The 25347-nt window shown below is 45.5% G+C and carries 32 protein-coding genes and 1 pseudogene; 32 read left to right on the top strand and 1 reads right to left on the bottom strand.

Features of this window, described 5'->3' with window-relative positions; all coding sequences use genetic code 11:
* Positions 1–21: 21 nt before the first annotated feature.
* Genes B0W44_RS15890 through B0W44_RS15880 form a run of 3 tightly spaced genes read left to right on the top strand, consistent with a single transcriptional unit; the run spans position 22 to position 1176 of the window.
* The gene (locus B0W44_RS15890; protein WP_077719502.1) at positions 22–417 is read left to right on the top strand and encodes a DUF6075 family protein; all 396 of its coding nucleotides are present in this window, start codon (positions 22–24) and stop codon (positions 415–417) included.
* A complete protein-coding gene (locus B0W44_RS15885; RefSeq protein WP_077719503.1) occupies positions 392–778 on the top strand; it encodes a hypothetical protein in 387 nt (128 codons plus the stop codon). The genes B0W44_RS15890 and B0W44_RS15885 overlap by 26 nt, the downstream gene beginning before the upstream one ends.
* Positions 736–1176 (top strand): RusA family crossover junction endodeoxyribonuclease, encoded by a 441-nt coding sequence (locus B0W44_RS15880; RefSeq protein ID WP_077719504.1) that lies wholly within the window; start codon positions 736–738, stop codon positions 1174–1176. The genes B0W44_RS15885 and B0W44_RS15880 overlap by 43 nt, the downstream gene beginning before the upstream one ends.
* Here the strand turns inward: B0W44_RS15880 and B0W44_RS18285 are convergent.
* Positions 1154–1453: a hypothetical protein gene (locus B0W44_RS18285; RefSeq protein ID WP_169835469.1), complete on the bottom strand. Its 300-nt coding sequence runs from the start codon at positions 1451–1453 to the stop codon at positions 1154–1156. The genes B0W44_RS15880 and B0W44_RS18285 overlap by 23 nt on opposite strands.
* Before the next feature lie 649 nt (positions 1454–2102).
* Here B0W44_RS18285 and B0W44_RS19275 point away from each other — a divergent pair.
* The 29 genes and pseudogenes from B0W44_RS19275 to cpaB all read left to right on the top strand — a co-directional run bounded on the left by B0W44_RS19275 (position 2103) and on the right by cpaB (position 25344).
* Positions 2103–2327: a metal-dependent hydrolase gene (locus B0W44_RS19275; protein WP_169835631.1), complete on the top strand. Its 225-nt coding sequence runs from the start codon at positions 2103–2105 to the stop codon at positions 2325–2327.
* A complete protein-coding gene (locus tag B0W44_RS18280; protein WP_169835345.1) occupies positions 2222–2536 on the top strand; it encodes a hypothetical protein in 315 nt (104 codons plus the stop codon). Before B0W44_RS19275 ends, B0W44_RS18280 begins: the two co-directional genes overlap by 106 nt.
* A gap of 25 nt (positions 2537–2561) precedes the next feature.
* Positions 2562–3035 carry an SAF domain-containing protein gene (locus B0W44_RS15855; RefSeq protein ID WP_077720866.1) on the top strand — a complete coding sequence of 158 codons (474 nt, stop codon included), beginning with the start codon at positions 2562–2564 and terminating at the stop codon, positions 3033–3035.
* Positions 3036–3260: 225 nt separating this feature from the next.
* A complete protein-coding gene (locus B0W44_RS15850; RefSeq protein WP_077720865.1) occupies positions 3261–3542 on the top strand; it encodes a hypothetical protein in 282 nt (93 codons plus the stop codon).
* Positions 3543–3611: 69 nt separating this feature from the next.
* Positions 3612–4367: pseudogene (locus B0W44_RS18700) on the top strand (ATPase, T2SS/T4P/T4SS family).
* A 29-nt stretch (positions 4368–4396) separates the two neighbouring features.
* Positions 4397–4774, top strand: coding sequence for a hypothetical protein (locus tag B0W44_RS15835; protein ID WP_077720862.1), 378 nt, complete (start codon positions 4397–4399; stop codon positions 4772–4774).
* Between the two features lie 105 nt (positions 4775–4879).
* On the top strand, positions 4880–5311 hold the full coding sequence (locus tag B0W44_RS15830) for a type II secretion system F family protein (RefSeq protein ID WP_077720861.1): 432 nt from the start codon (positions 4880–4882) through the stop codon (positions 5309–5311).
* A gap of 173 nt (positions 5312–5484) precedes the next feature.
* The gene (locus B0W44_RS17905) at positions 5485–5754 is read left to right on the top strand and encodes a hypothetical protein (RefSeq protein WP_149027054.1); all 270 of its coding nucleotides are present in this window, start codon (positions 5485–5487) and stop codon (positions 5752–5754) included.
* Entirely contained in the window at positions 5718–6026 is a 309-nt protein-coding gene (locus B0W44_RS15825; RefSeq protein WP_077720860.1) for a hypothetical protein, read from the top strand. Before B0W44_RS17905 ends, B0W44_RS15825 begins: the two co-directional genes overlap by 37 nt.
* Positions 6027–6144: 118 nt before the next feature.
* Positions 6145–6333, top strand: coding sequence for a hypothetical protein (locus tag B0W44_RS15820; protein ID WP_077719512.1), 189 nt, complete (start codon positions 6145–6147; stop codon positions 6331–6333).
* A 23-nt stretch (positions 6334–6356) separates the two neighbouring features.
* Positions 6357–6548, top strand: coding sequence for a Flp family type IVb pilin (locus B0W44_RS15815; RefSeq protein ID WP_077719513.1), 192 nt, complete (start codon positions 6357–6359; stop codon positions 6546–6548).
* Positions 6549–6655: 107 nt separating this feature from the next.
* Positions 6656–7051 carry a hypothetical protein gene (locus B0W44_RS15810; protein WP_149026953.1) on the top strand — a complete coding sequence of 132 codons (396 nt, stop codon included), beginning with the start codon at positions 6656–6658 and terminating at the stop codon, positions 7049–7051.
* Positions 6993–7502, top strand: a complete 510-nt coding sequence (locus B0W44_RS15805) for a hypothetical protein (protein ID WP_149026954.1) — start codon at positions 6993–6995, stop codon at positions 7500–7502. The genes B0W44_RS15810 and B0W44_RS15805 overlap by 59 nt, the downstream gene beginning before the upstream one ends.
* Before the next feature lie 111 nt (positions 7503–7613).
* Entirely contained in the window at positions 7614–8003 is a 390-nt protein-coding gene (locus B0W44_RS15800) for a hypothetical protein (RefSeq protein WP_077720859.1), read from the top strand.
* 15 nt (positions 8004–8018) lie between these two features.
* Positions 8019–8780: a Kelch repeat-containing protein gene (locus tag B0W44_RS15795; protein ID WP_077720858.1), complete on the top strand. Its 762-nt coding sequence runs from the start codon at positions 8019–8021 to the stop codon at positions 8778–8780.
* Positions 8746–10032: a glycoside hydrolase family 78 protein gene (locus tag B0W44_RS15790; protein WP_077720857.1), complete on the top strand. Its 1287-nt coding sequence runs from the start codon at positions 8746–8748 to the stop codon at positions 10030–10032. The genes B0W44_RS15795 and B0W44_RS15790 overlap by 35 nt, the downstream gene beginning before the upstream one ends.
* 344 nt (positions 10033–10376) lie before the next feature.
* Positions 10377–10682 (top strand): TrbC/VirB2 family protein, encoded by a 306-nt coding sequence (locus B0W44_RS15785; RefSeq protein ID WP_077720856.1) that lies wholly within the window; start codon positions 10377–10379, stop codon positions 10680–10682.
* Positions 10683–11121: 439 nt separating this feature from the next.
* Positions 11122–11925 (top strand): TraC-like domain-containing protein, encoded by an 804-nt coding sequence (locus B0W44_RS15775; protein ID WP_077719520.1) that lies wholly within the window; start codon positions 11122–11124, stop codon positions 11923–11925.
* A gap of 3 nt (positions 11926–11928) precedes the next feature.
* On the top strand, positions 11929–13797 hold the full coding sequence (locus B0W44_RS15770; protein ID WP_077719521.1) for a VirB4 family type IV secretion system protein: 1869 nt from the start codon (positions 11929–11931) through the stop codon (positions 13795–13797).
* A 17-nt stretch (positions 13798–13814) separates the two neighbouring features.
* Positions 13815–16022, top strand: a complete 2208-nt coding sequence (locus B0W44_RS15765) for a hypothetical protein (RefSeq protein ID WP_077719522.1) — start codon at positions 13815–13817, stop codon at positions 16020–16022.
* A gap of 17 nt (positions 16023–16039) precedes the next feature.
* Positions 16040–17254, top strand: a complete 1215-nt coding sequence (locus B0W44_RS15760) for a peptidoglycan DD-metalloendopeptidase family protein (RefSeq protein ID WP_077719523.1) — start codon at positions 16040–16042, stop codon at positions 17252–17254.
* Complete coding sequence (locus tag B0W44_RS15755; RefSeq protein WP_077719524.1) at positions 17254–17622, top strand: hypothetical protein; 369 nt, start codon at positions 17254–17256, stop codon at positions 17620–17622. Before B0W44_RS15760 ends, B0W44_RS15755 begins: the two co-directional genes overlap by 1 nt.
* A gap of 12 nt (positions 17623–17634) precedes the next feature.
* Positions 17635–18831 (top strand): hypothetical protein, encoded by a 1197-nt coding sequence (locus B0W44_RS18275; protein WP_169835471.1) that lies wholly within the window; start codon positions 17635–17637, stop codon positions 18829–18831.
* On the top strand, positions 18783–19517 hold the full coding sequence (locus B0W44_RS15750) for a CpaE/TadZ family protein (protein WP_169835472.1): 735 nt from the start codon (positions 18783–18785) through the stop codon (positions 19515–19517). The genes B0W44_RS18275 and B0W44_RS15750 overlap by 49 nt, the downstream gene beginning before the upstream one ends.
* Before the next feature lie 204 nt (positions 19518–19721).
* Positions 19722–20459 carry a hypothetical protein gene (locus B0W44_RS15745; RefSeq protein WP_077720855.1) on the top strand — a complete coding sequence of 246 codons (738 nt, stop codon included), beginning with the start codon at positions 19722–19724 and terminating at the stop codon, positions 20457–20459.
* Between the two features lie 66 nt (positions 20460–20525).
* Positions 20526–23318 (top strand): PQQ-binding-like beta-propeller repeat protein, encoded by a 2793-nt coding sequence (locus tag B0W44_RS15740; protein ID WP_077720854.1) that lies wholly within the window; start codon positions 20526–20528, stop codon positions 23316–23318.
* A 273-nt stretch (positions 23319–23591) separates the two neighbouring features.
* Complete coding sequence (locus tag B0W44_RS15735) at positions 23592–24110, top strand: hypothetical protein (protein ID WP_077720853.1); 519 nt, start codon at positions 23592–23594, stop codon at positions 24108–24110.
* 13 nt (positions 24111–24123) lie between these two features.
* Positions 24124–24534 carry a hypothetical protein gene (locus B0W44_RS15730; RefSeq protein ID WP_077720852.1) on the top strand — a complete coding sequence of 137 codons (411 nt, stop codon included), beginning with the start codon at positions 24124–24126 and terminating at the stop codon, positions 24532–24534.
* Positions 24535–24540: 6 nt separating this feature from the next.
* Positions 24541–25344: a Flp pilus assembly protein CpaB gene (gene cpaB / locus B0W44_RS15725; RefSeq protein ID WP_077720851.1), complete on the top strand. Its 804-nt coding sequence runs from the start codon at positions 24541–24543 to the stop codon at positions 25342–25344.
* The last annotated feature ends 3 nt before the right edge of the window (positions 25345–25347 follow it).

The following is a 25347-nucleotide window of genomic DNA, read 5'->3' as shown; positions in this document are numbered from 1 at the left end:
ACCACGAAAAGGAGGGGAAATTTGGGTACCAACTTTCTTTCCAAAGACCATGCGGTTCACTTTGGCCAATTGCGTTCCATGTTGCCTGAACGGTACAGAAACAACAAAGAGCATTTGTCACTCGTCTACCTCATCAGCGGAAATGAAGAACTGAGACAGAAAGCATTCCCGTACTACAAGCCGGACAAGGGGGTGTTTGAATTTACGGAGATGTTTGCCGAGCAGGATTTTTCAAGTGGTATGCGTATACTGGCAAAGCTGGCAGTGGTTTTGTACAACCGGGGGATGGAAGTGACGGTCAATGAATTGTTCAAACTGGATGTTCATAATCTGGAATTGGCTTTGGAAGCGATCCGGTTCAGATTAACGACACACGAAAGGGGGTGTTCAGTTGGGCATTCTGAAACAGTTGAATGACCAGTTTCAAGCGTTGGAAGTCATGCGGAAACAGTTTGACGAATCGGTATGGATGGTTCAGTTCTGGCATATCTACAACGCCAAAGGTGGTCCTGAACATTTTTTCAGGTTCGCCCATTTAGAGAAACGTGTCTGCATTTTGGTTGACGTAAAAGCGTGTGATGTATCCAAACTGGATGTATACCAACTCATAGCTTTAGCAGAACACATCCGGATGCTGGCAGAAACGAGCAGAGTCGTTTTTCCGTACGAAGAGATGACGGACGAACGTTTTGCGTCATGTTTGGCTGACAAAACATCATTGCCCGGTTTTGCCGCATGTTGTCTTTCATCCAGGGAGATACAGGACATTGTGGCTTAAGGAGGGAGGTAGAAACAATCAAGATTATTGTGAGCGGACGTCCCGTTCCCAAGAGCCGGCCAAGGTTGGGGATGAGAGGACGAGCGGCTTTTGTGTACACCCCGGAGAAGACAAAAGCATACCAGCAGTTGGTGGGATGGGAGGCAAGGAAGGTCTGTAAACAGCCGTTAACAGGTCCGGTGGAAGTTTCCATGAAATTGTTTTCCCGAAGCCGATTTGATCTGGACAATGTGGCCAAGAGCATTTTGGACGGCATGTGCGGCATCTGTTATGTGGATGACGTGCAAGTAGAAGTATTGCATGTGACGAAGCAGGCGGTGAAAAACAAGAGAGAAGAACGGGCGGAGATAGAGGTGCGCCCGCTGGAAAAAACGGTCATTCCATCACAAAGTCAATGAAATCTTCAGCATGGATGGTATTGCAGTTTTGGCTCAGGATTCTGAAAGACCAGTTTTTGAAGTCGAAATGCTTGAGACCCGTCCCAAAAGCGGGATAATGTTCTACCCCGATGTCCAGAAACCATTCAAACAAGTCATGTGTTGCCGTTTCCGGAAGGGTCCACTCGGATGTGTGCAACTCAAGCGGGATCGTGATGCTGTTATTCTGGCTTTCAAAGTTGATGGCAGCGTCTTTGGAGTAAATGTTGAACGGACCGTACATCAGCTTTTGAACCATTTCAGTAAAACAGAGGTCAGGGAGGCACTTGCTAGTGCATGTAGGACAGGCTATTCCTTCATCAAGCCGTTTAATTTCACTTTCAAACAGAAGTATGGAAGGAGAATGATCTGCTGTTCGTTTTTGCAAACAGCGGGTACACGTCAAGACCAAACAGGATTGACGATAAGTGGGTGGGCTGTCTTTTACGATATTGTTTGCCATCAGTGTGTTAAAGTCTTTCATTCTATCACCTCATTGCCCGTTTGGAAAAATTGTACATGAGCAAAAGAAATGTCTCAACCTGGGAGGTCAGAAAGAAGGTGAACGAAAGGAAGTGATTAACCATCACAAAAACGGAACAGGTTTCTTTTTACAACATACCGTTTAAGGCTGATAAAAGTTTTTTACAAGCCTGGTATATTGTGCATAAAGTGTTACCTAGTTGTATGGAATGTGGTAATTCAATTGCATTAGGAGAAGAGGTGATGTGGAAAGTTGAAAACAGAAAAAGGCCAAGGAACAAAAGATTTGTTTGCTACCGCTGTTTTGAGTAAAAGACGGATAAGGCCGGCTTTGGTGGCGGCTTATCCCATATTTTGTTATTAATAGAAGAGTATTGGAGTGAAATATCTGGCATGAAAGCATCTACACACTTTTTAGGAGGGTAGTGGTAGGCTACACCGTCTACCCTTCCATCACTGGTGCTGTGATAGGAGGTGTAGCGGGTCTCCTGCCGGATATTGACGATAATCGCAGCTTTGCGGGCAGGGTATTTTTCTTTATATCATGGCCATTGCGGCATATCGTAGGGCATCGCACTCTTTTTCACTCATGGATACCGGTTTTGTTACTGACCATTTGTGCCCTTATATGGGAAGGTGGGTCACATTAGCCATTTTAACAGGATTCTCTTCACATATTTTGCTCGACATGTTCGTCGGAAGAGTACAATTTTTCTTTCCTTACGAATTAAAAATCGGTGTAAAAATGCCGTATGCCCTCTATGTTGTGGTTGATTTAATCACACGGATTGGATTAGCGGCCGTAGCTTTGGTTTTTGTATGGAACACGTATCTTTCAGAATGGTTTTCTTGGATATGAAAAATTTTTAAAGGAGGACTTACTTGTGGGGAAAACTGTGAAAATCGTTTTATCATTCCTGATGGCCGTGGTCGTAGCAGGAGGATACGCCTATTATGTTCAGGCTTCTCAAGAGAGCGATGTGCGAATCGTCGTTGCCGCGAAAGATATATCAGCTGGGGAAACGATAGAAGACCACCACCTCAATCAAGTGGCTGTTATGGGGGAGGCAGTTCAAGCACTTGATCCTGCTGAATTATTAGGGAAATCAGCAAAAAAGGATATTAAAGCAGGGGAGTTTATAATACCAGAGTTAGTCACTGAAATAACCGATGAAAACACAAGGCTTTACACAGTCGATGCTACATACACAACGGCTAATGGTCCTGTAATTGAACCGGGAATGAATGTTGAAGTGTGGGTTCAGGCAACAGAGGAGAGACCGGCTGCTCTCGTAACAGAATCCACAGTCTATTCAATCATCGGAAGGAAGAACCGATTGAATTGGGATCGGATGTAGGGGTGACCTTACAGGTTCACCAAAAAGAGATAGAGGCACTGGAAACAGCGCGAGCACAAGCTCCGCTTTTTTTAGTAGTGAAAGGTGAGGATGTCCATTGATGGAAGGCGTTTCTCAACTTGCTGAACGTGTCAAAGAACGGATCATTCAAAACACGGACAATAATGATTTGTTTCGTTTAGCTCGTGCAGGGGATAAAAAGCCGTCGCCGAGACCAAGACATTAGTGCGTGAGCAATTGTACGACATGCGGATTAATGCAACGAATGACTTGATACAGGATATTTTTAATGTCATTTGGGGGTTAGGACAGATTCAACACCTGTATGACGATCCGGAAGTCAACGAAATATGGGTCAACGGTGCAGGAGAAAATGTATGGGTTGAAAGGGAAGGGCGACGGGTAAAAGCACATGGCGTCATGTTCCAACATGACGATGAAGTTATGGAAATACAGGCAAGGCTATTGTCGAACGAGAACAAAGAAATTAACCGTTCCACCCGGTAGTAGAAGCCAAGATGGCAGATGGATCACGCATTACCCTGACGCGCCCGGGATGAAACACCACATCCCACCATTACTATTCGCAAACACCGGATAAAAGGATTGACGACGGAAAAATTATTGTATTATGGCACGTTGAACCAAGAAGTGGTAGATCTCCTTGCGCAACTGGTGAGAGGACGGGCGAATATTCTTCTCATCGGGCCAACGTCATCAGGAAAAACGAGTTTATTGCGTTGGTTGACCCAATTTATTGACCCTAATTTACGCATTGGGGTATTGGAAAGTACCTATGAATTAGCGTTAGATCAATATTAAAAGGGAGGAACATCATTACGTTTTGAAGAACAAAAACACCTTGACAGGACGTTACTCAACCAATTTCATACCATGTTGCGCCTGTCGCCGGATATTGTCATTTTAGGGGAAGCACGGGGAGCAGAGGCCGATCAATTAGTTAAAACATTCCGCCGCGGACATCCAGGTTCGATGGGGACAATCCATTCTAATTCACCGGAAGCGTCCATACAGGATCTGGTAGACATGATTATGGAAGACGGTCGCAGCTGGGATTCCAGCCACTTGTATCTTCGTGTTGCGCGATCCGTCGATGTGGTCATACAGCTTCATGTGGAACCGGGAACAGGAATTCGCAGGGTATGGCGCATAACCGAAGTCCATTGCACGGAGACGGACAACAACGTGCAGTTTCGTGATTTGTGCCGGTTTACGGGTGACACATGGGAAATGCCAAACGCGATATCTGATCTACTGCAGGCTAAACTCAACCTGTTTGATCCGCCCGAGGACACTTTTAAGTTAGCTTAAGGCAAGGAAGGAGGAGTAGAGTTTTTTTATTGAATGTTGCTGTTCCAGTCCTGCTTTTTGTTTTGATTTTCTCAGTATCCTATATGTTCATGAACAGGAAGAATGCACGAACCAAAGCAACATGTAAAAAAAGCACCGAAATGGTTTCGGCCGATTGCTCAATTATCGACGCCGCAGGCCTCTCTATAACTGCAGACAGATGGCTCTTTTATACCGCTATTGGCGTGGTGGCCGGCGCAATCGGTGGATATGGATTAAAGAATGTCTTTGTCGGTATGTTGCTGTGTATTCTGTTTGGGTATCTTCCAACTTTCTTTATCGCTTACAAAGCCACACGTTACCGTATGAATATGATGGATAGTTTATCGTCAGCATTGAAGTGTTTAGTGCCGAATATGTGGCGGTAAAAAATCTGGCCAGGAGTTTTGATCATGCGTCAAAACAACTGCCGGAACCGATCAAATCGGAGTTTGCGCGAATCGCAAGAGAGATGTATACGGGGTATCGGGTGCATGAAGTACTGGAAGGGTTTAGGGCGACGTGTAAATAACCGGTGGGCAAGACAGTTTGTGAATCTTTTGTTACTCAGGGAAGAACGGGGAGCAGACATCGAGGATGGTCTGTTTAATTTAGTGAAACAGATGAAAACGAGCCAAATTGAAACACAGCGGGAAAAAGCGGAGATGGCGCAAACGCGCATGATTCATTTGATCCTCATGATATCGGCGATGGGGCTGTTTCTTTACAATCTGCCAGGGAATTATGGGTTTGTTACCACTGAACCGCTGGGACGCAGTATCGTGACGGTTGTAGCCGTTCTTCTCTTGGTGAGTTTAGCGATCTTTATTATTTGGATAGAAAAGAGGTGGAATGAACGTGCTGACAGCAGCAGTTTCCTTAGGGGTTGGAGCCTGTTTTTGGGTATGGTGTTTATCAATTGCTAACCGGGTTCAAGAACAAAATCGAGACAACCCTATTAAATCTGATCCTAAACTTGAAAAGGCTCTTGCAAAGTTAGAGTTGCCTTTTACCGTGACTCCAAATCGGTTGTGATCGTGGAAAAGTGCCTGTTTTATACAGGAATATTACTTGGGTTATATTTCTTTCTTACGGGGGAGTGGATGACCGGCTACTTAATATTTGCCGCATTTTTCTTTTCTGCGACCTTTTTAAAGCGGATTTTGATTCATCTATCCAAAAAGGAAGAAGAAAACTTGCCTTTGAATTGCCAATCTTTTTAGATGCCTTTATTAGTCTTGTGAAATCAGGCAGTACTATGGAACAAGCGTTGAGGGATTCCATCCATGTATCTCAACCGATTTATAGGCAAATGAAACCTGTTTTGGACGCATGGCACAACCCAAAAGGTCCATTGAAGCTATCATAAGGCTGGAAAAAAGCGATGTGATTCAGTTGCAATTACTATCTGGTTTGCTCGTTCAGCTGGCACAAGGAAGTGAACATGCCATTGTGATGTTAGAAAACTACAAAGAACAGGTGTCTCAGACCAATCACTATAAGCGGATACAAAACGCTACTAAAAAGCCTGTTTACCACACGTTGTTACTCATGGTACCGTTCAGCGCGGCCGTAATCTCGTGGTTTTATCCCCTTATTGTTCAGGCATTAAGCATGTTTGATGGGTTTACGATAGGTTAATCTAAATTAACACATCCAAAGGAAACGTTATTGATCAACGTTTCCTTTTTTTATGCCTATAAGTGAAAGGTGGTGGTGAAGATTTAAGAAGAGAGATTAAAGAGAATGGAGGGATTGCATGAGGCGGAAGCTCCAACGTTGTTGGAAGGATCACGAGGGGGTGAGCACACTCGAATTTTTGATTGGATCAGCAGCTGTGGCCGCGATTGCCATTGCCGCTTTTGTATTTGCGATTCAACCAGTTGTCAAAGAACAAAAGGAACTGGCGCCGGATCAGTATGAAACAGACTGGTATCAACCAAATTAAACGATCTAGGAGGAATGATTTGTATGGTAAGAAGCATTCAACAGTTCTGGAAAGATGAAAGTGGATTAAGCACGCTGGAGTACATTGTGGGCGCAGGTGTTATGGTGTTATTAGCCCTCTTCGTATTTACCGGAGTATTTAAACCTGAGATTGAAGGGACAGCGGATAAAGTTGGACAAGCGATAGAAGAAGCGGGTACAGAGGCAACAAGATAAAAAAACGCCTCCCATGCCCATCACAGGGGGGATTTTCCTCCCTTCGACTTTTTTTTATAGCCGGAAGGGGAGAAGTTATTAAACGATGCATTATAGATGAACGCGGAATGTCAACTGTAGAGTTTATGGTTGGTGCTTTAGTCATGACATTTGTCATGTTCTTTCCAATAGCGGTGTTGGTTGAATTCCAATCCATTAACACCTTGCAGCAACAACTCGACCGTGCACTTGAAATGGCGGCGGTTGAAGGAGGGGTAACGACCGCAATAGAAAATACAATCAAAAGCGACTTAGAACGACAGGGAATACAAAATGCCAGTTTCACATCAGATACAACCAGAGGTCGGGTAGAAAAAGGAAGTGTCATCGAAGTAGGGATTACAGCTCCTCGCCCAGGAAAAAATTTATATGGTGCCATTATGGGATTAATCGGAGGTGATAACCTTGACAACGATTATCTCTATCTTAAAGGCACCATTATCTCGGAATATATTCCGCAATGAGCAAGGGATGGCCACGATTCAATACATGTTTGTGATCGTGACCATCACCCTTTTTATGTTTTTTGTTGTGACACAAGCGGTTAACATAACCGCTCAACACCAACTAAAAAGTGCCGTCAATCGGGCCGTTAAAGCCGCAGCTCATGCGTATTCAGATGATGTTTTAGCACTTGAAGGCAATGTAGACTTTGATGAGGCGGAGGCGAGGCAAAAGTTTGATCAGTACCTTGAAGACAATATAAGAGGAATAGACATGTGGGATGTGGAGACGTTTCAAGTCGTAGAAGGAGGAACATTCCCGAGAAGTGTTTCCGATGGGAGATTAACCCATATGTTTGAAAATCCGGGGATTTGGGCGGTTGTAAAGGCTGACATCCCCAAATTCGGCGGCGGGATGACTACCCTTTATACATCGGCAATAGCTGAGGTGGCGGTCACGGTTGATGATTGAACCTTTGCTTTTGTTACTGTTGGGCTTTGCCGTCGCCTACACGTCTTATACTGATTTTAAGTATTTCAAAATCTATAACAAGGTGCTCCTATTCATTTGGGACTAGCTATAATGTTGCACGTATTGCAAGGGACATGGCGAGCGTCCATTGAAACGCTGGCCGTTAGTTTTACGATCTTTTTCGTTATTTACCTGATTAAAATGACGAGTGCGGGAGACGTGAAGCTGTTTGCCGTTTTGGGTAGCATTACAGCAGACATTCGTATGATGGGGCTCGCTTTTATCCTTTACATGACAGGGCATCTTTTGATCGGGATTGTTCATTTAGTTAAACAAGCCGATTATAAGCCGGGGCAAATTTTGACTTTGTTAATACAAGACGTAAGGGGGTTTGTCAGCAAAACAGGATCTGGTATCCAACCTGTCCGCTTTCCTGCGGCTTTTTTAATTGGTATGAGTGTAATCGTCGCTGGTGTAGTGCAAAAGTTTTTTATGGTGTAGGGGGAGGTTTTCTTATTGTTTAAAGGAAAAAGGGGATTAATAGTTATCGTCACTCTCGTCCTCTTTACCTCTATAATGTTCCCTCATGAAGGTGTACAGGCAGCTGACGGAAATTGGCGGCGTATTGCCGATATGAATGAAGCAAGGGGGCATGGGCCAGCGGGGGTAGTACTGAATAATGGAGATTTTCTTGTAATTGGGGGTGCGTCGGGAGAAAAAACAAATCAAATTTCAAGGACAGTTGAGTTATATGACAAAAACCGGGACAGGTGGGTATACAAAGCCCCTATGAAAGAAAGGCGGTTAGAAATAGAAGCCGTTACACTGGATGACGGGAGAGTATTAGTACCTGGCGGTCGAACCAAATTTAGCCCAGATCCGAAGCCAAGAGCGACAAATACAGTTGAAATATACAACCCCAAAACCAATACCTGGTCGTATGCGGCCCCAATGAAAACGCCCAGACGTAATTACCGGATGGTCAAACTTCTTGACGGACGTGTATTGGTTGCCGGTGGTCGCAATGATGAGACCCAACGGATACGATCGATGGAGATCTATGATCCTAAATCGAACACGTGGTCATCGGTCGGAAATATGAGAACGACACGCTTTAGTTTTGTGATGGAAGTATTGGCAAACGGAAAAATCCTTTTTGCTGGCGGGACCGATGATAACGGTAAATACCAAGCTCAGCTGAAATATATGACCCTCAAACAAAAAGTGGACAACCGCTGCCAGTATGACGGAAGCGAAAGCAGCGGTCAAATCGGGTAGACTAAGAGACGGCAGAATTTTGGTAATGGGGGGCCGGAGGAGTGGAACTAACTTAGATACGGTAGAAGTCTATCGTCCTGAAGACAACTCCTGGGAGAAGATAGGCGAACTGACTTCAGTGCGCAGGCTTCCGGCTGCTGCTATTCTTCCGGACGGCCACGTCATTGCAGCTGGAGGGAGGAACCGTAACAATAAAGAGTTGAAAACGGCAGAAATCGGATACTTCAACCATGCTCCCATTGTAAAACTGTCCTCACCGGCTAATGATTCCGTCACAAATGCCAACAACAACCGAATCGAACTAAGGTGGACGGCTAGCGATATAGAAGGAGATCGTATTACGAACTACAGGCTAAAAATCGGAACATCGCCGGGGGCCTCCGACGTTGCCAATACCTCCGGAAGTTGGCGCACATCCTACACCTTCGATTTTTCCGAACGTCCACCTAATCAAACTTACTACTGGACAGTCATGGCCCGTGACGAGTTAGGGGACTGGTCGGACTGGGCACCAACAAGGTCGTTTACAGTGCGAAACAGAACGCCTGAAGCAGTCTTTCAGTTTAGTCCCAGTAAAACGGACAGATTGCGCGATGTCTCGTTTGTTAACATGTCAAGTGATCCAGATGGCGACAGCTTGACGTACAAATGGGAGTACCGTTTGCAGGGATCATCGGGTTGGAAGCAGTTTTCAACAACAAAAGAACCGCGTGTTAAGTTCCCAGAGGTTGGTATATATGACCTGCGCTTAACGGTAACCGACCCGTATGGCGCATCTCATTCCAATACAAAAACCGGATTGGAGATATATAATCTAGCACCTGAGATCGAACCATTATTTCCTCCATCAGGTTATGTGACAGAGATGGGTCAAACAAAAGTCGAATTAAAGTGGCGGGCGAACGATCCGGAAAAAGACGGAATGAATCAGTACCGGTTAAAAATCGGGACAACTCCGGGTGGAGATGACGTATTAAGTATTTCCGGAAATTGGATCACAACTTACACCTTCGACTTTTCTCATCGAAACCCGAACCAGACGTACTATTGGAGTGTAATGGGAAGGGATGTACACGGCGATTGGTCGAGTTGGTCTCCAGTCCAATCCTTTGTAGTCCCCAAACAGTTAGAAGCACGTGTGGAACATGCCCGAGGTGGGAGGAACTTCGTCGGGAAACCGGTCGTGCAGAGCATGAGTTTCTCGCCGGTGAGCCGTTTATTATCGTCGCCGAGACGAGTGATAAAGCGGTAGAGGTGTTTGTGGAATCGCCTTTCGATACGGGGCCAAAAAGGGTGGAATTAACTAAAGATGGGGATGAGTGGAGAAGTTCTTTTTACGATCCCGTATATGAAAATCTCACGCCTGGAACGTATGAATTTAAAGTGACATCGAGATACCATAACGGGTACGAGGAGAGTGTGAATGTACCAATAACCATAAGAGGCAAATTAAGTGTTAAAGTGCACCGTACCTATTAAGGAACGCCTATCCGCGTTCTTTTTTTTATTCTCTTAGGGTGAGGGGGTGAGACTGATGTAGAAAAAGGATTATTGGCTGTTAAAAAAAACTCGTTCACGCAAGAGGAGGTCTAAAAAGTGGCGATCGTCAAGTTAATGGAGAGAAGGAAAGTCTTGATTTTAGCAGTTTTGGCGGCGGTATTAGTGAGCATATTTGTCGCAAGCCCCGCTGAAGCTGCGCTAGATGTGAAGCCCAATAAAAACGCCCTTAAAAATGAAGTGAATACCGCGGCAGATAATATTGTCACTTTTGTCCGCACCATCTTTGGTGTCATTGTAGCGGTTCTCTTCGTTTGGGGGGCGTTTCTGTTATTAGGGGGTCAAGCAATCCACAACGCATGGCGTCTGCTAAGTCGAAATTCGGTTACGCTATCCTTGCGCTGATTGTCGTCTTCATGGCGGACAGGATTGTCTCGTTGATTATGGGTCTGTTTGGATTAAAACTTTAAAGGGGGAATGCCATGTTTGGAGAACACCATGTGTTGCCATATAAATCTCAAGGTGAGAATGAAATTGTCTGGCGGTTCTCCTTCCGGCAACTCGGTTGGCTAGCCGCCGGTTCCGTCATCAGTGTAAAGTTAGCGACTGCATTTCCTCCCATTCCGGGATTGGGCATTTGGGGATATTTTCCCTACTGGCTTCCTTTTGGCGTGAGTGCCATATTTGCTTTTGTGAGACATCCTGGGACAGGGATGACATTTGGGACGTTTATCGCGGAGTGGGTAAAGTGTGCGCGAAGACAAAGAGTATATTTCAGACCTTAAGCCGCATTTTGCGGCTTTTTTTGTTTCCCTAAGGGTAGAAAGAGGAAAGGAGAAGCGAGATGACATTGTCATGGAGTGATTTATTGTTAGTTGTCCTTGGGATCGCGGCTTTTTTTCTGTTCCGGAGCAGTAAAAAGCTGAAAGCACCGAAAGAAAATACCAGTGATTTAATTCAGGTGGAACGTATTGATAGTGATGGATTAGTGGAGACAGAAGACGGCTGGTATGTCATGTATTTCCGGGTAACACCGGTGGCTTTACCGTTAAAGTCTCCACAAGAACAAAGCATGATTTGGAACAGTTTCCGGGATATTGTCAATACGCTGTCCCACCGCATGACGTGTCGTGCGGAGTCCCACCACTATGACATACAGGATTATTTTCAAGAGTATAAAGCTCAAGCGATACAGACAGAAGATGCGGATTTCATTCGCTATGCGGATGAACTGCGCGACTATTTTATATCACTGATGGAACAACAATCTGTTCGGGATCTGCAATATATTCTACGGTTGGAAATCAACCGAGAGGACTTATCGGATTTTGGTTTTACGTTTGGCAACCCGACCGTAGAAGAGTTACTCAAGAAAACCAAAAAACAGGACACGGTTTCCGATGAAGAGATGCGTGACCTGGCTAGACAAGAGCTAACGAACACTTACCGCGTCGTCAGAAATTACTTTAACCGGGTCGGGGTTAACATCAAACAGATGGAGAAAAAGGATGTGCTCGATTATCTGTACCGCTCGTCTAACCGGGATACGTCGCCGCTTCTCACGTGGGAGGAGATGGAGGATCACGGTGTGTTCCGGGAAAGTGAGAAAGTGAGCGTTGGAAAACTCAGGTTTGAAGGAGGTCATTAAGAATTGATCAAACAATGGTTTAAAAAGAAAAAGACCCGGGACAAGTTACACGGTATCGAAGAAAGAGAAGCGAGGGTGATTGGACCGCCTCTTGTTATTGAACGACGACCGGGAGAAGGCGACGGACTGGGTGGAGAATGCACAGACTATTGGGTGGAAATAGATGATGCGGGCTCCGGTCCGCGATATGTCCGGAGCTTATTTGCACAATTTAACGGAAGAACGACATGGTTAGGCATGCTAGATCCACTATTCATAGCGGAGTCGGGAGAGGGTGACATTGATGTCAGCTTAACAATCGATCCGAAAGATACGTATACCGAAATGCGCAAATTGAGTATTCGCGATGCTAAATTACGGGCAGATTTATTGTTGGAGGAGAGCCCAACCAAAATCAGTGAGATTCAGCAGGAATTACATGATTTGGAACAGCAGATTGCACGTCTTCGCGTCAATGCGGAAAAGAAATTCAATGTCTCCATGATGGTCAGTTACAGTGCCAAAGACCCGGATCGGCTGCGTAAGTTGGGACGGACGCTCGTGAAAAGGATGGGAAGCCAGGGCATACATTTCAAAACGGCAGATACACGACAACTGGAGGCGTGGCGGGAGGGACTGGGTGTCGGTGATCGTGAAGTGTTCCGGGATACTTTCGGAGACATGGAGTCGAGCAATGTTGCCGATTTGTTTCCGTTTGGGTATGGCGGTTTGTCCCATCGGACAGGGGTGATTTTAGGACTTGACCATTACAATCGTCCTGTTTTTTACGATAACTGGGATCGCAGGCTATCCAACTACAACATGGTCATATTCGGGCGTTCCGGTGCTGGAAAAAGTTTTGCCATCAAGACGATTACGCGGCGTTCAGCCATTGTAGGGATTCGGACGGCTATCATTGAGCCGGAGAGGGAATATCGAAACATACTGAATGCGATGGGATGCCCGTATATTGAATTGTCGCCGCGAAGCGAAAATCCGAGCCGTCTTAACATTTACGACGTAGAGGAAGAGGAAAACGAGGACGGACGGGTGGAAGTCAATTTAGAAGAGGCCATGCAATCCGTACGGGCGGTCCTGTACAAGATGATTCGCATGGTTGATCCCGAAGCTTTAACCGGACAAGTCAAAGTCGCGTTTCATGATACGTTGCGAGATCTGTATGTCAACAAGTTCGGGATAACGGAAAACCCAAACAGTCTCTATGAAACGGCGACACGCAAAAAAAAGATGCCGACACTGTCTGATCATTACGCCTTAATGAAGGAACATCCTGAACTGAAAGACGTCGCAAATATCATACGGCTGTTCACGCGCGACTACGGCAACAAGCAGCAATCCATCTTTGACGGACAGAGTACCGTTGACCTGAAAAATCCGATGGCGTTCGGCATATCCGTTGCGGATTTAGACGAGGAAATGATTAAACCGATCGGAAATCTGGTCGCGACTAAATGGACGTGGGAGCGGTTTGCCAAGAAAAATCCAAAGCAGAAAAAACGGCTCATCGTTGATGAAGCGCAAACTTTCATGGCACATGACGAAGAAGCCAATTGGTTTGAGAATGCGTACCGTCGTGCAAGGAAATTGAATACGGGAATGTGCGCGGTAACGCAGGGCTTTGAGGTGTTCATGCGTAAGGAACAAGGCATGGGGATTTTGAAAAACGCACCAACAAAACTTCTTTTGCGGCAAGAACCGATTGACATCGATTCTGTACAAGGCCGATTTGCATTAAGTGAAGGGGAGGCGAAGTTTTTGCTTTCAGCTTCAGATGGGCTTGGCATACTGAAAGTGGATGAAGAAAGCACCGTGGTGCAGATTCAAGCAACCCCGCAGGAATACTGGCTGTATACCACCAATCCGAACGATTAGAAGGGAGGGGATACGTGATGTGGAAGCGAAGGGCAAGCGCCTTTCTTGTCATCATCATCTTGGTGATGGGTTGCGCGCCTACTGTGTCGGCACAAGAAGACGTCAAACTGAATCAAGCCGAACAGTATATCAGTGACGGGCTTTTCGGGACGGAAGAAGAGGAAGGGGAGAACGATGGCCCCGGATGGCCGGTCAACAAAATGATCGAAGGCGTTTCGTGGTTTTTGGGAGATTTAGTCACGGGTTTCATCGAAGCTTTAGGGTTAGCGGACCCGGGACAATTAATTTTTAATAATTCCACGGCCATCGGGAAAGCCGTAAGCGATACGAAAGATAAAGAAAAGGCGTCGATCTATAACACATTTACACCGTCAACGTGGAAAATCATTGACACGTTCTATGAAATTGTCCGCGGCACCATCATATACTTACTGGTTGTCGCCCTCGCCATATGGGGATTTTTATTCGTGTTTCGTTCAGAATCGACTTTGGGGCAATACAATATCGGTGAAATGCTCAAAGGGTTCGTGACATTCTTTGTATTAATGCTCGGCATGAGTTATTTCATTGAACTGTTTTTCACGGTCAATGACCTTATGGTGAAGTGGGCCAAGTCTGTTGTGGGATCGTTTAATCTGTCAAACGGCGTGAAAATTACGGCAGACGGGGTGAGCTTTCTCAACATCATATTGGCTGCTACAGGAACAAAAGTTTACAGTGAAACCAATTTAGTGCTGGGAACCATCGCGTTATTGGTCGTTTTGTTGATTATGGTCGTCATCATCGGGCTGATTAACTATCAATATGCCGTAAGAATGGTATCGATCGGGATCTTAATTATTATTTATCCTATAGTCGCCTTTGCTTCTATCTTTCCGGCCCGGCAAAAAGCATTTGATCTTTGGGCAAGAGAGTTTGCCTCGCAAGTATTTATGAATGGGGCACACGCCATCATTTGGGCGTTTTTTTTATTGTTGCTATACAATAAAGCGTCGTTCTGGATACTAATCCCGATGCTGTTTTCCATCCCTGCCTTGACGTCACTTGTTCGCATCATGTTCGGGGCACAAATGCCCAGTGGTACGCTCGGTGCGGTAGGTGGTGCGATGGGAGCAGGAACGGTTATGGCAGTTACATCAATGGTTCGGTCATTACAGGGCAAAGGGACTGCGAAAGGCGGTTCAGAATCTGTGATTAAAGGAACAGGAGGTAGTGAAACCGGAAAAGGGGAAAACGTCAAAGCGTTGCCGAAAACCCGATCTACCAATGTAGCAGGGGCTCAAAATCGGGCTGGTTTTCGCCATGCATTCCGAAAAGGGATGGGGCAACTCGGTGATAGGGCAAAAACTGCCGGGAAACTGATGACAGCGGTCGGAGCCGGTACAGGCGCGGGCATGATGGTGGCGGCTGCCACGGGAGATGAGCGCGCGACAGGAACGGCTTCAGCCGTGACAGGCTTGATGGGATTAGCACAACACAAACCGGAGTTGCCGATGGAGGATGCGGATACAGACGACATACCGCTATCTGATAAATTAGCATCAGATTTCAACCATTTAAATGCAGAACAAAGACAAGAACTTCAGCGGCTGTTTCCGAATGTGAACTTTGAGGATCTTGAAAAGAAAACGGCGCCTTTGGCATCAAAATTGGCCAAGCAAGTACAAGGGTTAACACCGGAAAAACAAAAAGCCATTCAAGAATTGTTCCCAAGAGTCCAGTTCAATAACCGGTCACCGAATGCCGTCGCATCTCAGCTGGCAAGCGAATACAGAAACGCGTCACCGGACATTCAAAAACAACTGGCTCACATGATTCCGGCATTAAACGACTATGGGCAATTACCTGAAAAAACGCAATCACGTATTGCGGCTGACTTGCTCAATACAGATAGTGCCCGTGAGGATGTGGCAGATAAAGCTGTCATGTCTTTTAAAGAAATGACACCAGAGCAACAACAACGTGCGGTTCACTTGATCCCGTCATTGAAAGAACATGTAATGCCAAAGGGACAAGAAAATGCAGAAAATGTGGCGGAACCAACCCATTACCGGCCAACAGGACCTAGTGTTAAACAACAGCAAACTCAGAGAGGGGTATCGCAACGCAATCAACCGGATGTAATAGATGAGCCGCATTATAAAGACGCGCAAAAACATATTGACATACAACCACCATTTCCCGATCAGACGGTGGATCGTTCTCATCCACCTTCCAAGCGTTAGAAGGAGGTGGGTGAACGGTGGAACAAACGGATACCAAACAACGGGAGCGCGCCAAAAAAATCGCGAAAAAAGGCGCGTCGTTTGCTGTTCGGAAAGTCGGAAAAAAACTGATGGCCAAAGCAGGAGGATCTGTTCTTGCTGCGGCAGGTCCAATTATTCTGGTGATTTTGGGTGTTTTACTCCTTCTCCTGATCGTGGTCATGCTGGTGTCTGTTGCGGTGCTCTCTTTTTCTTCCCCTTTTGAGGGTGAAGAGTATGCGGGATACGAAGAGGTGATGTATCTCTATTACACCATTTATTTGGAGGCGGAAAAGGAGTACGGCATCCCGTGGACGGTTCTGGCAGGAGTGCATAAGGTAGAATCTGATTTTGGCCGGAATCGAAATGTTTCCCCTGCAGGGGCTATTGGACATATGCAATTCATGCCCTGCACGTGGGTGGGATGGAAATATCCGGGGTGTCAAGGAACAAAAGGGAGTCCGAAAGGAGGGATACCGTCACACCAATTAACTGATCCTGAGTTGATTAAACGATATGGCGGGATTGGCATGGATGCCAACGGTGACGGAAAAGCAGACCCGTGGGATGCATATGATGCAATCTTTACGGCGGCGAAATACTTAAAATCCCTTGGGTATGACCGTGATCCGTCAGGTGCTTTAGCGGCATACAACGCAGGAAGCGCAAATAGTCCAGCTGGACAGGAATACGCACAAAATGTCATGGGATATGCGACTGTATTTGCCGCGAGTATCGGGAATATGGAGGGGATACCCGTATTTGCCGGAGGAGCGATAGGGAGTTATCCAGTCCAAAATGGAGGGGATGTCATTTCATCACCTTTTGGCCGGCGGACCGATCCGGTAACGGGAGAGCCGGGAAGAATGCATCGCGGTGTGGATTTTGCTGTTCCCGTCGGGACTCCTGTTTACGTACCGGCTGACGGTGAAGTGATCTTGGTCGGGTGTGACACTCAGGGGTGTTCAAAAGGGTACGGCAAAAGAATTTATATCAAACACGACGGGTTCTATACGCTGTACGGGCATCTCTCTCATTACACCGTGAAAAAAGGGCAAAAAGTGAAGGCAGGTGACATGATCGCACTAAGCGGCAATACAGGGAAGAGTACGGGTCCGCACTTACATTGGGAAGTGCGGGTCGGAAACAATCTTGCTCAAAATGCTGTTGATCCGCTCCGGTTTTTTTCATTATTAGCGAAGGGAGAATCGTGATGACAAAAAAATGGCTGCTCTGTGCATGGATATGTGCGCTTTTTTTATGGTCTTTATCGGGTGTTGCGTTTGCTGAGGGGATAAATGTTTCGCCGCAAGACCCGAGTAAAGCGGCGGAAGGATTTCAACAAATGAGTCGAGACTTAGATACATTGAGTTCCGGTATGGCTCCAGTGTTAGCGTTTGGTGGATTTTTGATTGGGGCTGTCATGGTCATTCTAGGATTGATTTTCTCTAAACGCATGGCAAAAGGCGGATTTTTTCTTTCCATTGCATCCGGGTTTGTTTTCTTTTTACTTTCTGATCTCAGTACGGCCGTGGGGTGGACAAAAGGATTTTTTGAGCATCTAGCTTCTTATTTTAAATAGGAGGTTGATCGTGTGAGAATCGCAATGGTGTGTCATGAAAAAACGTATGAGGCTCTGATTAAAGTGGTGAAGGAGGCAGGTGGGGAGGTATCGCCGCCGCTAACAAAATGGGATCAAGCCATAGATTGGGTAGAATCAGGCGCTCAGTTGCTTGTCATAGACATGAGTATTCCATTTGCGGATACCATCTCCAGCTTGCCGCTCCCAAAAGTCGTGTATAAGGGAAGCATCCGAGACTTTAGGTCAGATTTTGAACATTGCCTAAAGGATCTTCAAGAAGAGCTCTCGAGAGCAGAAAAAGAACACGTGAAGAGCGAGCCGACAGTGGACGAAGATGAGGAAATGTTTACCATTAATGAAAATGAAATTCAACCCGTGAAAGAATTAAGTAGAGTATCTAGAGAAAAACCAGCACTCATACAAAACAAAGGGAAATTAGAAAACCGGAAAAAAGAAGGGATGGATTTTTTCGGGAAAATGAGCAAAGTCAAGGGGGTGAAAGATTGGTTCCCGAAAGAATTGAGAAGGGAGAAAAGATCGAACAGTTGGATGCTCATCCCGAACCGTCTCGTCATTTACGCACCGAAAGCGAGCACACATTCCGTCATGCTCAGTTGGACTATCGCGCAGTCAGCGGGGACGAACGGGGCTTTAGCGGAGATCACATATCCGTACAGCGAACTGGCAGCTTTTCTCCAATCCATTCCTCCTGTGACGCTTATGCCACCGGAAGAGAGGGTCAAGCAAAACCCGGTTTGGGAAATGGAGGGGGTACCGATCATCAGTTCGCCAGTCGTTTATCCCGTGCGTCAGAAGTGGAATTCGGAGGTGGTCAAGGAATGGTTGAAAATCATCGAGGACTATTTTCGGGGACGGATGATCGTGCTTCACTTGGGAAGACAAATGCCGATACCCGTACTCAAAGAAGTGATGAGCTGGTCGAGCGCAAATATTTGGATGGTACAGGATACGGAAGTGGACTTGGGGATGGCCGACGTACAGATAGAGACTTTGGTCAAGCAGGGAGTATTACTGGAGGATTCAGTCCTTTTGGTGGAGGACATACACGGGAAGAAACTTCCGTGGGAGGTACTGGACATTCCGGTACTCACGAAGATGAATATTGGAGAAATAGAGAGAACCGTCCATCAGATCGGAGCATGGCTGGAGGCGAAGTCTGGGCCGTCGTTGGTCCGAAAGGAGGTGTAGGGAAAACGACCATTGCTGCCAATTTAGCAGTGGCACTTAATCGGCCGGTTGGGCTTGTGGATTTGGATGTACCGTTTGCGAATATGGCCAGTTTATTCCGGTATAAACCGACGTTTACTTGGGAGGATTGGGATCCTGAAGACTCGATAGTGCGCAGAAGTAATCGGATTCGGGAGAATGTTTATTTGATGAGTGCACAGAACGAACCGAATATGAAACCAAAGTCTCCTTTGGTGGAGAAAGCGATTGACGGAATAGAGGCTATGCGGCGTGAATGCGGGTTTGTCATTGTGGATAACGGGTCATGGTTAAGTGACTATTTAGAGGAAGTGTGCCGATTAGCAAATCGGATTTTGCTCGTGACAACGCCTGATCAAATGAGCATCATTAACAGTTTAAACTTCTTGAAATGGATAGATAATCAAGAGGCGCAGGTGGATATTGTCTTAAACCGTTCAAGCCGAAAATTGCCGTACAAAGTATCTGAATTGGAAGAAGTGACGGGATGTCCGGTGAGTATGGTTTTGCCTGAAACACCGAAGGTGACCCGTTTATCCTGGCAAGGAAAACTCATGGTCGAGGTAAAAAAACGGCATGCGTGGAGTAAGGAAATCTATCAGTTTGTGCGGGATCAAGTTCCAAATAAGAAGCATGTCAGAGAGATGTCGCCAGTTGCGACAGTGTGAGTGAGAACTAACCCAAAAAAATGCAAAAAAAATATGGAAGAATACGGTGTGTTCGCGCACTTTTGTATTTCGAGTATATGATGCCACGTGATATGTCGATATACAAAAATAGGAAGTTTTATTCGTGTATGGCAGAGAAAGCGCTTGATTTTTGGAGAATCCGTGTTTTGATTGAATAAAAACCTTTGGAGGTGAATTTTACCAATGAAACGAAAAGAGGATAGGCAAAAGGAGAGTCTTTGGAAGAGACTATCGCCAAAGAACTGGACGCAACTGACGTATGTTGTCGTGTTTTCGGTGATCGGTGTGTTGTTTATCGGGGGGACGGCATTAGTATTCGGCAATGATGACTTGGATAGTATGGGTTTTCCCGATGAGAAAGATACTGTTGAAATTGACGACAGCAAAGTAAAAGATGCCCTCAACAGTGAGGACGACGGTGTTAAAACGGGTGACGACGGAAAAAAAGACGATGGGGTTCAGTCCGTTAGTGATGACGGGGCCGATAAGGATAACAGCGGGAAGTTAGAGGACCGTGATGACACGAAGGACAAAGATGCGGCTGTAAGTAAGAAAGCCAGTGATAAGGCAAACAGTAGTGCGGTGAAGAAAGATTCTGGAAAGAGTACATCTAAACAGTCATCTTCTAAATCAACGTCATCTAAGTCGGACAGTAATACCAAATCGAAGTCAGAAAGTAAACCAAAGTCTAAACCAAAACAAGACAAGCCCAAAGATAAGAATAAAGGAACAGTGAAACCGCCGAAACCACCGAAACAACCTGAGAAACCGAAGAAGCCGGAAAAACCAAAGCCGAAGCCTCAGCCGAAACCGCCGGAGGAGGATAATCCTTGGAGAAATCCAACCGTACCTGATGATCCTGATTCTGGGCCAGGAGGTTCAGATGAAGATGCCGATGTAATCATTATTGAGTTAGATTAGTTGTTAATAAGCTAAGAAGCTCTCTCTACAGAGGGCTTCTTTTTGTTGAAAGGAGGTTGTCAAGTATTGAGACGAAAGAAAATATGGAGTATTGTTTTGTTGTGTTTTCTTCTAGTGTTATCCACTTTTCCTTTTGAGGTTTTAGCGGCAAATAGCACTTGGTACAATTTTGGACAAACGAGAAAACGAGAACGTATAACAGACGATGGTATGACGAAACCGCCTTTGTATTATAAATGGGCGATGAACTTAGGGTGGAGTATTTCACAACCTATTCATGTGGGTGATTTTTTCTACCATTTTGCAGGTGGGATTATTTTTAAAATACCAATAAATATGGACTTCCATCCTAAAGGTGAAGCAGAGTCAACAATATATCAAGACTTTATTTCAAAAGGAGGAAAAAGTAGGTTTTTAACGTCGAATTATGAGGGACGAAGTCAATTGTCATATTCAGTTGCTTATGATACTTTGTTCGTGGGTACGGGAAATGATAGAGTTTATGCATTAGATCCTGTAACTTTAAAATCAAAAGGATGGATCCAAACATCAGGAGGGCGTTTAGTTTCTGCGCCTACACCGATAGTTAATGGTACGTTAGCGATTGCGGATGCCAACGCAAATCTTCGTTTGTATAAAGATTTATATAAAGGTGTGACAAATAAAAGTACGATTGTTAGTTTTCGTGATGGGGACAGCTCCATAACTATTACGGGTTCACCTGCTGTTCATGATAACCGAATGTTTATACCTATAACCTACTCTGCCAAAAACAAGGAAGGTAGAGTTGTCGCCATCGATGTAAGTAAGAGTGGAAGTAAACCATCTGTAAGTTTGGCATGGCAATTTAAAACCAGAAACGGCGTTGCCACCAGTACCGTCTACCGAGACGGTGTTGTTTATTTTTCAGACAAGTCCGGTGGAATGTATGCGGTTAACGCTAATAATGGGAAGTTAATATGGCAAAATCAGCAACACCAAACAGGAAATAATACCGTCACGTTAGTCAATAACTCTCCATCCATAGTAGGCAATTACATCGTCGTGCCATATCGCTATATGAACGGGAGGGGAAGCGGTCGTATCGTTGCTTTTGATGCTCGCAATGGAAGTACCCGTTGGGTTCATAATCCCGGTGTCGAAGTCGCGAACTCGCCAACGATTATTAGAGAAAGCAGGAATGACTATTATGTCCTATTTGGAACAACTGACGGTTATCTCCATGTATTAGATTTATTTACGGGTAACCGGAGAACGATTACGCATGATTATAATGGGAAACCACAACAGAAAGTGCGTGTAGTGAGTTCAAGCGGAGAAGGTTCATTCTTCCCCGGTATGGGGTTAGCGACTGAAACAATGCCTGCGGCCCAACATTTGTTAGTTGGAGGGAACTCAGGTTCACTGCCAAATTCGAGTGGTACTAACGGCTATTTGTTTGCGTATTCGGCAGGTCTTCCAAACCTTAAAATTCACGATATTCGTACTCGACCATCTGAGCCTAACAGGGAAGAGGACATCATAATCGAGGCGCAAGTAGAAAATGAATCAGGGCGTGCAATGACGACTAACATGGGATGGAGGATACAGAACGGGTCCATTCAAAAGACAGGAAACTTCACATTACAGGCGAACGAAAGGAAATGGGTACGAGGGCCAACCATAAGGGCAGGAACTTTATCAGATGACGCAACTGTCTTACAGGTATGGGCAAAAATTAATCCGGACGAAAACAAACCGGATAATGAAGAAACATACAGTGATAATGCCATGACCAAAAACTTCCCGTTATACGGTGGTATTGATCTTTATACGGATTCGGTTACGGGTGGTAAATATTTTGAGACACAAAAACTACTGACGCGGGTAAATGTCGGACGCATGAACAAAGGAGAAGCGCCGAATACTGACACAAAAGTGCGACTCACACTCCGTAACAAAGAAAACGGCAGCACCAGAACATTGGGAGAACAGTCTGTTTCACTTGTCCGTGGACAAGCACGTTCATTGTACTTTGAATGGACAGCCGATCGTGCGGGAGATTATGAGTTGATTGCGGAAATTAATCCGAGTAGAAGCATTAAAGAGACGACGTACAGCAACGATATTGCCCGTGCGCCGCTTACAGTTTGGGATAAGCAAAGCGCAGCATTGTGTGGAGTGAGCCCCAGTGGGACTTACGGTATCACGGGGACGTTCCAGTATCAAGGAAACGCCAGGTGGAATGAGGACAGAGAACGATGGGAGTATGAAACGATCACAGGTTACTATTACGAACATCTCCACGCCTCATACAAGAACAAACCGGAAGGAAGTTTTGTCGATGACGACGGAAATATTGAACGGCAAGGGACTAATGTAGTAGAAGCCGGCCAAGGATTTAACTTTGAAATCGAAAGCGAATATGTTGATGAAAGTGGTCGTTACAGCGGACCAAGAAAAGCCCATATGGAAGTGCCTGACGGAACGCGTTCCGACATGGATCACGTGTACCCTGCCGGCTCTGATTATAACGAGTGGCGTCTTTCCCAAGCATGGGTTGAACGGAACGGGTATGAAGTGAAGTATCAACAAAATAAACCACATGGAGAGTGGCTCGATGGAGGACGAGCGTTCTATACACCGATGGATACACAAGACGGTCCCTATCCGTTTACTGTCAAAGTGTACGAAGCGGGGAGAAATAATTTGGAAATGTGTATGGAGGGGGAAGTCATTGTGGACGGCATGTTGTACGATGATTTCTATGTCCGGCGTGTGTATCCGGGCAATCCGTTTCCGTTTGGTGTAACCCCCATGTGGGAAGGTCACGAACATCTCCTGACGGATCTTCTGGATTGGTATGAAGGCAGAGAATAGTAATCTTTGCACAAATTGAGTAAAGAAAGTAAAATAAAGTAAGAAAGCGTAAAATGTTAAAGCCGGGATGCGGCAACACCCCGGCCAGAGGTACAACTGTCTGACCGATGGACGGTCAGAATCAAAGGGCTTCAAATAACCACCCTCTTTCAGGGTGGGTTACTTTTTCTATGTGTTAATAGATTTTGAGATTAGCTCTGTCGACGAAAAAATGTCGAAGGGCTTTTTTGTTTCTCTAAGGTAGAAGGGTGTTTGGAGAAAGGAGGTTGTCTCTTGATATGGCCACTCATCTTGTATAACGCAGTGAATGTCTACACGGACATGCGCTGGCGGAAGACGAAAAACGCCTGGCACTTGCTCTATTTTCTTGCTTCGTTTGTATTGTTACAAATGGTAGGGCCACCTTTTTGGAGTATAGAGATGCTCCAGTTTTTAGGTATTGCCGTCGTTTTATGGTTGTTGGCAGGACTGTTTTTTGAATCTTTTCGTTTCTTTTCTCCTGGGGACACCAAAATGCTGGTTGTGAATGCGTTTTGGGTGTCCCTTTTATCGTATCAATCCGGTCAATGGGAGGGGGTTCAAGAGACGTTGTGGCTATTAGCCTTTTGGTTCATTTTGAGTTATTTGGCGGTAAGTGTTTTCCTTACTGTCCGCAAATTTGGCTGGAAGGCGATGCTGCGATCCCTGTATACACGCGTCTCGCTTCGTAAAACGGACGGAACCTTGTTAAGTTTTCCGGGAGCAGTGCCTATTGCATGCGCAGTGGGGTTGACCCTACTAGTCACGATCTGAAGGAGGAATGACATTGGATGCACCTAAAATACTCCTTTTCACCTTGTCGCTTGTCATCCTGGCGTTTTTTGGGGGAGATATTCTCCATTTTGGGGTAAAAGGGGATGAAATGCGAAACGGCATTCGCAAAAGTGGCAATTCTGTTCTGCAACAATCGATATATGAAGGGGATCTGAGAACCCAAAAGAAAGTGAGAGTGAATCCGGATGAAGTCATGGAGAACTTGCCTTATTGGGTAAGGAACAACATCTCTCAATATGCGACTGTCCAACTGGAAGAGCTGAATGAAGAGCAACCGCTATTGGCGTTTGCAGTGCAATCACCAATTGAAAGTAAGGCTTTAAAAATGATGAATCAACCAAGTATGACACATGTAAGGGATCGTGTCGTTGTGATTTGGGATCAAAAAAATGAGGAAAGGTAGTGAACCATGGTTAAACGTATTTTACTGGCATCAGTACTGGCTGTTGGAGTGATTTTACTCCTGTACGGCGCGACGGAATTTAAAGTCAAGGCGGAGATCAAACCGACAGAAGTCATTGTCGCCAAAGTGGACATTCCGCCACATACGGAAATTACAGAAGACATGCTCAATACGTCGGTTGTTGTGCCTAGAGAAGGGATACCACCGAATGCCATTCTCGATCAGGAAGAGATCATTGGCAAGTATACGCAAGTCGATTACGGTATACCGAAAAACGGATATTTTTATCAAGGAAAAGTCGTCACACAAGAGGAACTTCTGGATGCGGAACGGATGAAGCTCAAAGACGGACAGCGTTTGTGGACAGTAAAAGCGGACATTGTGGAGAGCCATGCAGGAAACCTCGTGCCTGGGGTTTTAGTCGATGTATGGTTTACAGGAAAAGATCCAGACAGCAAGAAAGTGATTAATGGAAAGTTGTTTGAAGACGTCCTTGTTGTGGGAGCAAAGGATCGGCGGGCGCAGGATATCGTGAAAATGAATACCACCTCATCAGATGAGGAAGAAAATGACTCCAGCACACGTAAAGACCTGTATGCGTCTGTCATTCAATTGGCGTTATCCGACGAACAGATAGGTATTATCCAAAAAGCGAGCCAAATTGGGGAATTGACGTACATTCCCCAAAGCGGTCCGATTGTCAGTATTTTGGATGAAGAGAAGGATGAGGAAGAAGAAGTTGACAGTGGGTTAAAAGATAAGCCGAGCGAAGAACAACAAGAAATTTTGGAATGGATCGAACAACAATAGGAG

The organism is Novibacillus thermophilus (assembly GCF_002005165.1).
GTDB lineage: Bacteria > Bacillota > Bacilli > Thermoactinomycetales > Novibacillaceae > Novibacillus > Novibacillus thermophilus.
Note: the sequence above shows the minus strand (reverse complement) of the source record. Positions and strands in the feature narration are given on the sequence as shown.